Source organism: Methylobacterium sp. (assembly GCF_019750675.1).
Lineage (GTDB): Bacteria > Pseudomonadota > Alphaproteobacteria > Rhizobiales > Beijerinckiaceae > Methylobacterium.
Window position 1 is genome coordinate 1 of record NZ_JAIEOF010000122.1, and the last position, 11,256, is coordinate 11,256.

At 69.2% G+C, this 11,256-nt stretch carries 9 protein-coding genes; 4 read left to right on the forward strand and 5 right to left on the reverse strand.

The annotated features are described in order from the left end of the window. Positions 1-93: 93 nt before the first annotated feature. A complete protein-coding gene (locus K2X24_RS06280; protein ID WP_292495795.1) occupies positions 94-1,404 on the reverse strand; it encodes a dicarboxylate/amino acid:cation symporter in 1,311 nt (436 codons plus the stop codon). 199 nt (positions 1,405-1,603) lie between these two features. Between K2X24_RS06280 and K2X24_RS06285 the strand changes: the two genes are divergently transcribed. Continuing rightward, entirely contained in the window at positions 1,604-2,479 is an 876-nt protein-coding gene (locus K2X24_RS06285; protein ID WP_292495797.1) for a LysR family transcriptional regulator, read from the forward strand. Between the two features lie 10 nt (positions 2,480-2,489). On the opposite strand, the gene moaB is transcribed toward K2X24_RS06285, so the two are convergent. The 3 genes from moaB to K2X24_RS06300 form a co-directional block, all read right to left on the reverse strand. Next, the gene (moaB, locus tag K2X24_RS06290) at positions 2,490-3,047 is read right to left on the reverse strand and encodes a molybdenum cofactor biosynthesis protein B (RefSeq protein ID WP_292495799.1); all 558 of its coding nucleotides are present in this window, start codon (positions 3,045-3,047) and stop codon (positions 2,490-2,492) included. Between the two features lie 82 nt (positions 3,048-3,129). Next, a complete protein-coding gene (locus K2X24_RS06295; protein WP_292495801.1) occupies positions 3,130-4,035 on the reverse strand; it encodes a neutral zinc metallopeptidase in 906 nt (301 codons plus the stop codon). 124 nt (positions 4,036-4,159) lie between these two features. Further along, complete coding sequence (locus K2X24_RS06300; RefSeq protein ID WP_292495803.1) at positions 4,160-5,041, reverse strand: uracil-DNA glycosylase; 882 nt, start codon at positions 5,039-5,041, stop codon at positions 4,160-4,162. 213 nt (positions 5,042-5,254) lie between these two features. Between K2X24_RS06300 and K2X24_RS06305 the strand changes: the two genes are divergently transcribed. The 3 genes from K2X24_RS06305 to K2X24_RS06315 all read left to right on the forward strand — a co-directional run bounded on the left by K2X24_RS06305 (position 5,255) and on the right by K2X24_RS06315 (position 9,931). Beyond that, positions 5,255-6,916: an electron transfer flavoprotein-ubiquinone oxidoreductase gene (locus K2X24_RS06305; RefSeq protein ID WP_292495806.1), complete on the forward strand. Its 1,662-nt coding sequence runs from the start codon at positions 5,255-5,257 to the stop codon at positions 6,914-6,916. Between the two features lie 140 nt (positions 6,917-7,056). Continuing rightward, entirely contained in the window at positions 7,057-8,955 is a 1,899-nt protein-coding gene (locus K2X24_RS06310; protein ID WP_292495812.1) for a tetratricopeptide repeat protein, read from the forward strand. 100 nt (positions 8,956-9,055) lie between these two features. Further along, positions 9,056-9,931 carry a 4-(cytidine 5'-diphospho)-2-C-methyl-D-erythritol kinase gene (locus K2X24_RS06315; RefSeq protein WP_292495808.1) on the forward strand — a complete coding sequence of 292 codons (876 nt, stop codon included), beginning with the start codon at positions 9,056-9,058 and terminating at the stop codon, positions 9,929-9,931. Positions 9,932-9,991: 60 nt separating this feature from the next. Here K2X24_RS06315 and K2X24_RS06320 read toward each other — a convergent pair whose 3' ends face one another. After that, on the reverse strand, positions 9,992-11,011 hold the full coding sequence (locus tag K2X24_RS06320) for a polyprenyl synthetase family protein (protein WP_292495810.1): 1,020 nt from the start codon (positions 11,009-11,011) through the stop codon (positions 9,992-9,994). Positions 11,012-11,256 lie beyond the last annotated feature (245 nt).

The window sequence follows — 11,256 nt, forward strand, 5'->3', positions numbered from 1 at the left end:
CGCGGTCTGGGGCGGCAGGCCGCCGCAGGGCGGGTTGTAGGGCGAGGCGGTCATCCGAGGGCTCCGTGTCGGGCAGGCGTCGTGGTTCCGCCGTCAGGCCGAATGCGGTTCGACGCTCGGCGCGTCGAGGATCGCGGCGGTATCGGTCGTGCCGTGGCCGTCGAGGACGCGATGGGCCTGCGCCCGGTCGATGTCGCCCTCCCAGGCGGCGATCACCACCGTGGCCACGCAATTGCCGATCAGGTTGCCCAGCGCCCGGGCGATTCCGACGAACCAGTCGATCGACAGCACGAGCACCAGTCCGATGACGGGGATCTCGGGGACCGCCGACAGGGTCGCGGCCAGCACCACGATCGCCGAGCCGGGGACGCCGTGGGCGCCTTTCGAGGTGAGGAGCGCGATGCCGAGGATCAGCATCAGGTGGCCGAAGGAGAGGTCCGTGTTGGTGGCCTGCGCGATGAAGACCGTGGCGAGGGTGAGGTAGAGCGAGAAGGCATCGAGGTTGAACGAGTACCCGGTCGGAATCACCAGGCCGACGGTCGAGTCCTTGATGCCGAGCCGCTCCAGCTTGCGCATGACCTGCGGCAGCACGCAGTCCGAGGAGGCGGTGCCGGCCACGACCGTCAGTTCCTCGCGCAGGTAGGCGAGCAGCTTCAGGATGCTGAAGCCCGCCAGTCGCAGGATGGTGCCGAGCACCACGAAGACGAAGAACGCGACGCCCGCGTAGAACAGCACCACCAGCATGCCGAGCTGCTTGAGCGAGCCGATGCCGTACTTGCCGACCGTGAAGGCGACGGCACCGAGCACGCCGAGCGGCGCGAGCCGGACGATGAAGCCGATGATCTTGAACAGGACCTCGGTGATGCGCTCCAGGCTCTTGGCCAGGGGCTTGCCCTGTTCACCCAGGAGCGAGAGGCCGGCGCCGAACAGGATCGCGAGGATCAGGACCTGGAGGATGTCGCCCTTGGCGAAGGCGTCGACGAAGGTGGTCGGGATGATCTTCATCAGGAAGTCGACCGTTCCGGTGACCTGCCCGACGCGCTCGGTGTAACCGGCGATCGACTTCGCATCCAGGCTCGCCACGTCGACGTTCATCCCGTGCCCCGGTGCGAAGGCGTAGGCCAGGACGAGGCCGAGGATGAGGGCGAGGGTCGTCACCGCCTCGAAGTAGATCAGCGACTTGAGGCCGACGCGGCCGACCTTTCTCAGGTCGCCGGCCCCGACGATCCCGTGCACGACGACGCCGAACACGAGGGGCGCGATCGCCATCTTGATCAGCTTGATGAAGCCGTCGCCGAGCGGTTTCAGGGTGACGGCGAAGTTCGGCCAGACCATCCCGAGGACGATGCCGAGGACGAGGGCCGCCACGACCTGCCCGAACAACGACGCGAAGAACCGCTTCATCACACCCTCCGTACGTCGTCGTGCCGTCTCAGGCTCAGGCCGGGTGATCGGCCACGGCATATCGCGCCCCGCCTGTTGCCGGAGCTATCCTGCATGCGGTCGGCATCCGATCGGTCTCGCCGGCACCATGTTGCCCGCCTATCGAGACGTCAAATATTTCATTTATCTGAATTGATATTTTTATCGTATGGATCCGCGGATGGAACTTCGTCATCTGCGCTACTTCGTTGCCGTCGCGCGGCACCTCAGCTTCACGGCAGCCGCCGAGAGCCTCGGCGTCGCGCAGCCGCCATTAAGTCAGCAGATCCGGGATCTCGAGGCGGAAATCGGCACGGCACTGTTCGAGCGGACGACCCGTCGCGTCGCGCTCACCCGGGCGGGTATCGACTTCCTAGCGCAGGCGCTGGCCATCCTGGAGAAATCCGGCGAGGCGATGGCGCGGGCGCGGGCCATCGGCGCCGGCGCGGCCGGCATCGTCAATGTCGGATTGACCGGGTCGATGCTCGCCGGTCCCCTCGGTCGCGCCATCCGCGACTTCGCCGTCGCCTACCCGGACGTCGATCTGCGCATCCACGAGATGTCGCCGGATCGGCAGATCGCGATGCTGAAGGCCGGACAGACCGACATCAGTTTCCTGCGCAGCCCACCCCCGGATGCCGACCTCGTCAGCGTGCGCGCCTGGCGCGAGACGGTCACCCTCGTCCTGCCCAAAAGCCATCGCCTGGCGCCAACGGCCGTCATCGAACTCGCGGACTTGAGCCAGGAGCGGTTCGTGTTCCTGCGCCTCTCGGACTCGTTGTTCGCGAAACATCTCTGGGCGTGCTGCGTCGAGGCCGGGTTCGTTCCGGACATCACGCACGAGGTCGTCGAAGCCGCCTCGTTGACCAGCCTCGTCGCGGCGGGCCTGGGGATCGCCATCATCCCGGAATTCGTCGCCCGGCTGGCGCATGCGGACGTGGTCTACCGACCTGTCGCCGGCAAAACCATCAGCGCCGACGTGCATGCGCTCTGGGTGGGAGAGAGGGCCGGGCCCCTGATCGGCAACTTCCTGGCGCTGGTCCGCTCCGAGGCCTGAGGTCGTACCGCTAGACCGAGATCGAGGCACCGCGGCGCAGGTGCTCGTCCAGGCGCGGCATGATCTCGACGAAGTTGCAGGGGCGGTGGCGATAGTCGAGCTGCGCGGCGAGGATGCCGTCCCAGGCGTCGCGGCAGGCGCCGGGCGAGCCCGGCAGCACGAAGATGTAGGTGGCGTTGGCGACCCCGGCGGTGGCGCGCGACTGCAGGGTCGAGGTGCCGATCTTGTCGTAGGAGATCCGGTGGAACACCGCCGAGAAGCCGTCCATGCGCTTCTCGAACAGGGGCTCGATCGCCTCCGGCGTCACGTCGCGGCCGGTGAAACCGGTCCCGCCGGTGGTGATGACCACGTCCACCGCCGGGTCCCGGCTCCAGGCCTCGACCTGCCCGCGGATCGCCGCGACCTCGTCGGGCACGATGGCGCGGGCGGCGAGCGCGTGGCCCGCGTCCTGGAGGCGCGTCACCAGCGTGTCGCCGGAGCGGTCGTCCTCCGCGCTGCGGGTGTCCGAGACCGTGAGTACCGCGATGGCGAGGGGGATGAACGCGCGGGTCTTGTCGGATGCGACCATGGGGGCGTGCCTTCAGCCGGGGGCCGGCGGGTGCGGCCGATGCCGGTGCATCGGCGGCACCCCGCCAGGGGGAGGCGCGTCGTCAGTTGCGCGCCGCGCGGAACGTATCGCAGGACTTCGTCTGACCGCTGCGGTAGCCGGTCATGAACCAGCGCATGCGCTGCTCGGACGAGCCGTGGGTGAAGGAATCCGGCACCGCATAGCCCTGCGACTGCTTCTGGAGCTTGTCGTCGCCGATGGCGCTCGCCGCCTGCATGGCCTCCTCGATGTCGCCGGGCTCCAGGGCGTTGTACTTGTCGTTGGAGTTCTTGGCCCAGACGCCCGCGAGGCAATCTGCCATCAGCTCGACGCGCACGGAGAGCTGGTTCGACTCGGTCTTGTTGGACGCGGCCTGCTGCCGGCCCTGGACCTTGCCGAGGATGCCGAGCTCGTCCTGCACGTGATGGCCGACCTCGTGAGCGATGACGTAGGCGTAGGCGAAGTCGCCCTTCACGCCGAACTTCTGTTCCATCTCCTTGAAGAAGGACGTGTCGAGGTAGACCTTCTTGTCGAGGGGGCAGTAGAACGGCCCCATCGCCGCCTGGGCCGAGCCGCAGCCGCTGCGCGTGCCGCCCTGGTAGAGCACCATGGTGGTCGGCCGGTACTGGCGCCCGGTCTGGTTCGGCAGGACCTCCTTCCAGACGTCCTCGGTATTTCCGAGGATCGCGGCGGCAAAGCGCCCGCTCTCGTCGGTGGGCTTGGTCTTGCGCTGGCTCTGCGTCTGCGGATCGACCTGCTCCTGGCGCTGGCGCCCGCCTCCGGTCATCTGCTCGGCCCCGCCGATCAGGATCGCGGGGTTGATGCCCGTCACCCAGCCGATGATGCACAGGATGACGATGGCTCCGATGCCGAGGCCCCCGGCGCCGCCGCCCGGGAAACCACCGCCACCGCCGCCCTCGCCGCGCCGGTCCTCGACATTGTCCGAAGAGCGGAAATCTTCCCAGCGCATGATCTCGATACACCCTGTTCGGACGCGCGCCGCTCCACACGGGCGCGTGAAGTAAGTCGCAGGCGCGGGATACGGTTCCGCTTGGGCTCGCTCTCAAGCCGCGTCGGACGTGGCCCTAACCGGCTCAGGCCTTCCCGTCGAGGGCCGCGCGCAGGGTGCGGAAGTCCCGCCAGGCGAGGCGCTTCTGCAGGGGCTGGCGCAGGAGGTAGGCCGGATGCAGGGTCGCGAGCGCCCGGATCTCGCGGTCTCCCACCCGGTAGGGGAAGAACCGCCCGCGCGCCTTGAGGATGCCGTCCTTCGTACCGGTGATGGCCTGGGTCGCCGGACTTCCGAGGCAGACGATGAGATCCGGGTCGGCGAGTTCGATCTGCCGCTCGATGAACGGCTTGCAGATCGCGACCTCCTGGGGCGTCGGGTTGCGATTGCCCGGGGGGCGCCAGGGCACGATGTTGGTGACGTAGGCGTTCGCGCGGTCGAGGCCGACCGCCGCCATCATCCGGTCGAGGAGCTTGCCCGACCGGCCCATGAAGGGCTTGCCGACGCGGTCCTCGTCTGCGCCGGGCGCCTCGCCGATGAACATCAGCTTGGCCGCCGGATTTCCGTCCGCGAAGACGAGGTTCTTGGCGGTGAATTTCAGGGGGCAGCCGTCGAATCCGGCGAGCAGCGCCTCGAGCTCCTCCAAGGACTGCACGTCCTTGGCCCGGGCCCGCGCGTCGCCCGCCGCCTCGCCGGGCTTGGACGAAGCCGACTCACCGAAGGTTCGCGCCGCGGCCGGGGCGGGCGCCGGGGGGGCGCCGCGCTGGGGCACCTCCGTCCGGAAGGATTCGTCGCGGACGGCCGGTGTCGTACGCTCGCGGGGCGGCGCGGCCGGCCGGACCGGCTCGGGCACATCGGCTTCGGCGAAGCGGTCGTGCGGTGCCTCGTCGAGGAACAGGTCGAAGCCGGCCTCGACGTGAAAGTCGAGGTTCGCGATGAGATCCCGCTGCTGGTCGTCGCCCTGGCCCATGATGGAGATGTGGCGCGTCGCGCGCCTGTGGACAACAGGGCCTGCGGCACCACGCACCACCTTTTGCCCCGCGCGATAGCGTCACCCTCGGGCGGCACGGGCGGTGTGTCGCTTGCCTTCCCAGGTTGGAATGGGTTGAGAGTGAACGCCAGACATGTGATCGCACGACGAAACAACCCGCGCGCAAGCGCGGACGCGACAGGAGGATGACGGATGGCGCTGCCCGAACGTGAGGCGATGGAATTCGACGTGGTGATCGTGGGCGCCGGTCCGGCCGGGCTCGCGACCGCCATCCGCCTCAAGCAGCTGGCGCCGGAGGTCAGCATCGTGGTGGTCGAGAAGGGCTCCGAGGTCGGCGCCCACATTCTCTCCGGCGCGGTCATCGATCCGTCGGGCCTCGACGGCCTGCTGCCGGGCTGGCGCGAGGATGCGAGCCGCCCGCTCAAGACCGCGGTCGAGCGCGACGAGTTCATGTTCCTGACCAAGAACAGCGGCGTGACCATGCCGAACCTGTTCTTTCCCAAGTTGATGTCGAACCACGGCAATTTCGTCGGCTCGCTCTCGAACGTGACGAAGTACCTCGGCGCCAAGGCCGAGGAGCTCGGCGTCGAGATCTATCCGGGCTTCCCGGCCTCAGAAGTGCTATACGACGAGGCCGGCGCCGTGGTCGGCGTCGCGACCGGCGATCTCGGCATCGGCAAGTCCGGTGAGCCGCGCGACGACTACACACGCGGCATGGAGCTGCGCGCCAAGTACACGGTCTTCGGCGAGGGCGCGCGGGGATCGCTGACCAAGACGCTGATCGACCGGTTCAAGCTCAACGCCCACAGCGACCACCAGAAGTACGGCCTCGGCGTCAAGGAGCTTTGGCAATTGGCGCCCGACCGGTTCCAGGCCGGCCTCGTTCAGCACACCATGGGCTGGCCCCTGCCGAACAAGGCCGGCGGCGGCTCCTGGCTCTACCATTTCGACGACGGCCTGCTCTCGGTCGGTTTCGTCACGCACCTGAACTACGAGAACCCGACTCTGTCGCCGTTCGAGGAGTTCCAGCGCTTCAAGACCCACCCGATGATCCGCGAGACCTTCGAGGGGGCCAAGCGCATCGGCTACGGGGCACGGGCCATCATGGAGGGCGGCTGGCAATCGGTGCCGAAGCTCGTCTTCCCGGGCGGCTGCCTCGTCGGCGATTCCGCCGGCTTCGTGAACGTGCCGCGCATCAAGGGCTCGCACAACGCGGTGCTCTCCGGCATGCAGGCGGCCCAGGCCCTCGCGCAGGCCCTCGAATCGGGGCGCCAGGGCGACGAACTGACCGTTTACGAGAACGGCTGGCGCGACAGCGCCATCGGCCAGGACCTCAAGCGGGTCCGCAACGTCAAGCCGCTCTGGTCGCGCTACGGCACCCTGATCGGCGTCGGGCTGGGCGGCCTCGACATGTGGTCGAACACGATCCTCGACGCCTCGCCCTTCGGCACGCTCAAGCACGGCAAGCCCGATCACGCGACGCTCAAGCCCCTCGCGGAGGTGAAGCCGATCGTCTACCCGAAGCCCGACGGCAAGCTGACCTTCGACCGGCTTTCCTCGGTCTACCTCTCGAACACCAACCACGAGGAGGACCAGCCGGCCCACCTCAAGGTGAAGAACCTCGACCTGCAGAAGGCGTCCGAGCACGACGTCTTCGGCGGGCCCTCGGCCCGGTACTGCCCGGCCGGCGTCTACGAGTGGGTGGCGGATACGGGCGCCAGCGACGGCGTGCGCTACCAGATCAACGCCCAGAACTGCGTCCACTGCAAGACGTGCGACATCAAGGACCCCAACCAGAACATCAATTGGGAGACCCCTGAGGGACCGGGCGGACCGAACTACCCCAACATGTGAGCGCGACTTTCACGGTCCTGGATGGCGGGCGCGACCCGCCAGCCTTATGCCTTGCGGGGATGGCGGTAAGAGTCCAGTGTCCCGCCCCAATCGAGCCTGGCCCCCGTGGGGGCGGCGCGCAGGAGCCGTGATCGGTGCCCATGAACGGAAACGCCAAGACCTCCGAGACTTCCAAGACCTCCGAGACTTCGAAGACTCCCAGGACTTCTCGGGTCGGACGTCGGGCCTTCCCGGCCTTCGCCCTCCTTCTCGCCGCGGCCCTGCCCGTGCAGGCGGCGCCGAGCCGGGAATCGGCGCCGGTCAACGAGTACGAGCCGGCGGAATCCCTGGAGGGCAACTTCCTGGCCGCTTACATCGCCGGTGCCTCCAAGGACACGGCGGCGGCGGCGAGCTTCTACCGCGAGGCCGTGAAGGCCGACCCGCGCAACGCCGAACTGCTGGAGCGCGCCTTCGTGTCGCTGCTCGCGGACGGCTCCCTGCCGGACGCCTTCCGGGCCGCCGAGCGTCTGACGAGCCGCGACGGCTCGAACGGTCTCGCCCAACTCGCCCTCGGCGTGCGCCAGATCAAGGCCGGGCAATTCGCCCAGGCCCGCCAGAACTTCGCCCGTAGCGGCCGGGGGGCGGCCGCCGACCTCACCGGGACGCTCCTGACCGCCTGGGCCTTCGCCGGCGCCAATGACGGCAAGCGCGCCCTCGACACGGTCAACAAGCTCAAGGGCGAGCGCTACTACAACACCTTCCGGGACTTCCACGCCGGGTTGATCGCAAGCCTCGTCGGCGACCAGGCCGAGGCCGAGCGTCGCCTCAAGGCGGCCTACGACGCCGACCGCAACACCCTGCGCATCGTCGACGCCTACGCGCGTTTCGAGGCCCAGGCCGGGCGCACCGACCTCGCGATCCAGGCCTATACCGAGTTCGACAAGCTGCTGCCGCGCCACCCCATCGTGCGCGACGCCCTGACCAAACTGAAGGAGGGCAAGCCCCTCGCGCGCCTCGTCAACTCCGCCCAGGAGGGAGCCGGCGAGGTGCTGTACGGCCTCGGCGCTGCCGGCTCGACGCAGGGGGACGAACTACCGGCCATCGTCTACCTGCGTCTGGCTCTCTACCTCGCCCCCGAGCACGCGCTGGCCCGCCTGACGCTCGCCGACATCCTGGACCGGATGAAGCAGACGGACCGGGCCAACGAGGCTTACGCGCAGATCCCGACCGCTTCGCCGTTACGCCTCAACGCCGACGTCCAGATCGGCCTGAACCTGGAGCAGATGGGCAAGGGCGACGAGGCCATCGCGCATCTCGACGCGGCCATGAAGGCGCATCCGGACGACATCGACATCATCTCGGCGCTCGGCAACGTGCAGCGCTCGCGCAAGAAGTACGAGGAGGCGGCGGAGACCTATAGCCGCGCCATCGCGCTGATCGGTGACCGCCCGGCCTCGAACTACTGGACCACGTTCTACTTCCGCGGCACCGCCTACGAACGGGCCAAGCAGTGGCCCAAGGCCGAGGCCGATCTGAAAAAAGCCCTCGAGCTCGTGCCCGCGAGCCAGCCCGGCGCCCGGGCCCAGGTGCTGAACTACCTGGCCTATTCCTGGGTCGACCAGAACATGAACATCGACGAGGCCTTCACCATGCTGAAGCAGGCCGTCGATGCGGCCCCGCGCGACGGCATGATCATCGACAGCTTGGGCTGGGCCTATTTCCGCCTCGGGCGCTGGGACGACGCCGTGCGCGAGCTGGAGAAGGCGATCGAGCTGAAGCCCGGCGATCCGACCATCAACGACCACCTCGGCGACGCCTACTGGCGGGCCGGGCGGCGCCTGGAGGGCAAGTTCCAGTGGCAGCACGCCAAGGACCTGAACCCCGAGCCCGAGGATCTCGAGAAGATCAACGCCAAGCTGAAGGACGGCCTGCCGGAACTCGACAAGCCGGCGGCCACCGCCGAGAACCCGCCCGAGGGCAAGGCCAACCCGGAACTGCCGAAGGGCGCGCCCGCTCCGAACGAGCCTCCGGGCGCCGCCGACAAGAAGAGCGGCGGCTGAGGACTGCCCGGAGCTTTGCCGATCGCGTTCGAGGCTTGACGCGGCGCGCGATACGGGGCCAGACCGGCCCCGCATTCCGCCCGTCGAGCCCCGAGAATCCGTGTCCCTCCTCGTCACCCGCGCACCGGCCAAGATCAACCTGACCCTCCACGTGCTCGGGCGACGGGCGGGCGACGGCTACCACGAGCTGGAGAGCCTCGTGGTCTTCACCGGCGCGGGGGACACCCTGAGCCTGGTGCCCGGGTCCGACCTGACCCTCACGGTCTCAGGCCCCACCGCCGGCCCGGCCGGCCCCCTCGACGACAACCTCGTGATCCGCGCCGCGCGCCATCTCGCCCGGGTGCGTCCCGGCCTCGCGCACGGGGCCTTCCACCTCGTCAAGCGCCTGCCGGTCGCGGCCGGCATCGGTGGGGGTTCGTCGGATGCCGCCGCCGCCCTGCGGCTTCTCGCCCACCTCAACGGCATCGCCCCGGACGATCCGGACCTCCTGGCTGCCGCCCGCGCCACCGGCGCCGACGTTCCGGTCTGCCTCGATCCCCGGGCCCGCATGATGCTCGGCGCCGGCGAGAGCATCGGTCCGGCCCTCGCGCTGGCGCCGCTCCCGGCGGTTCTCATCAATCCCGGGGTGCCGGTCGAGACGGCGCCGGTCTTCCGCGCCCTGGGCCTCTTCGTCGGCGCGCGCCATCCCGGTGCCGCCCACCCGGAAATCGCGGCCGGAACGGATGCGGTGACGCTGGTTCGCACCCTGCTGCCCACCCGCAACGATCTCGAGGCGCCGGCCCTCACCGTCGCTCCCGTGATCGCCGATGCCCTCGAGGCGTTGCGCGGCCGACCCGGCTGTCGCCTGGCTCGCATGTCGGGGTCGGGCGCCACGGTGTTCGGGCTGTTCGCAAGCCGCTCGGACGCGGCACGCGCCGCCAGAGGCCTCCGGGCCGCGTACCCGGGCTGGTGGGTCGCCTCGGCGATGCTGCGCTGATCCCGCACCCAGGCGGAAGCTGGTGAAGCCGCCCCGCGCGAGCGGAGCGGCGACGCCGGTTCAGTACGCCCGGGCGATACAGAAATCCACGACCTGAAGCAGGGCCTGCTTCATCGGGCTCGCGGGGAATGGCGCGAGGGCCGCGCGGGCCCGGTCGCCGTAGTGGCGGGCACGTGCCATCGTCTCGTCGAGGGCACCGTGCCTGCGCAGGATCGCGCGGGCGGTGTCGAGGTCCTCGGGGTTGACCTGCCCGGCTTCCAAGGTGCGCTTCCAGAAGCCGCGCTCGGTCTCGCTGGCGCGCCGAACCGCGAGCACGATCGGCAGCGTGATCTTGCCCTCGCGGAAATCGTCGCCGACGTTCTTGCCGAGGCTGTCGCTGGTGCCGCCGTAATCGAGCACGTCGTCGATCAGCTGGAAGGCGATGCCGAGATTCATGCCGTAGGCGCGGCAGGCGGCCTGCTCGGCCTCGCCGCGGGCCGCGAGAACCGGCCCGACCTCGCAGGCGGCGGCGAAGAGTTCCGCCGTCTTGGCGCTGATCACCGCGAGGTACTCGTCCTCGCTGGTTTCGGTGTTCTTCGCCGCGGTGAGCTGCATCACTTCGCCTTCGGCGATGATGGTTGCGGCGGCGGAGAGGATATCGAGGGCCTTCAGGGACCCGACCTCGACCATCATCCGGAAGGCCTGGCCCAGGAGGAAGTCGCCGACCAGTACGCTGGCCTCGTTGCCCCACTTGATGCGGGCCGCGACCTTGCCGCGGCGCATGTCGCTCTCGTCCACGACGTCGTCGTGCAGGAGCGTGGCGGTGTGCATGAACTCGACGCTCGCGGCGAGCTTGACGGCCCCGTCGCCCGCATAATCGCAGAGGTCGGCGGTGGCGAGCGTCAGGATCGGGCGCAGGCGCTTGCCGCCGGAGGAGATGAGATGGTTGGCCACCTCGGGGATCATCTGGACGTCGGAGCCGGTCCGGGACAGGATCGTCGCGTTGACCCGCTCCATGCCGCCGGCCACCAGCGCGACGAGGTCGGCCAGGCTCGCCTCCGGGTCGGGGCTGCTCTCATCGATCGGAACTACGACGCCCAAAACCGCGCGGCCTCCACATCCACGGCGCCTCCTGGCGCCTCACGACCCGACAAACTCTGCGGCACCCCATCGCATGCGCCCGGGGGCGCTGCAACACGCACCATGCCGCAAGGTATACGCAAAGCCCCCGCTTCGTCGCGGCCGGGACCGGCGAGGGTGCCGGAGGACGAGGATTCATGACCGAACTGATCCGCAGCAACGACCTCGTCCTGATCGGCTTCGCGCAGTCGCTCCTGGAGGGGGCC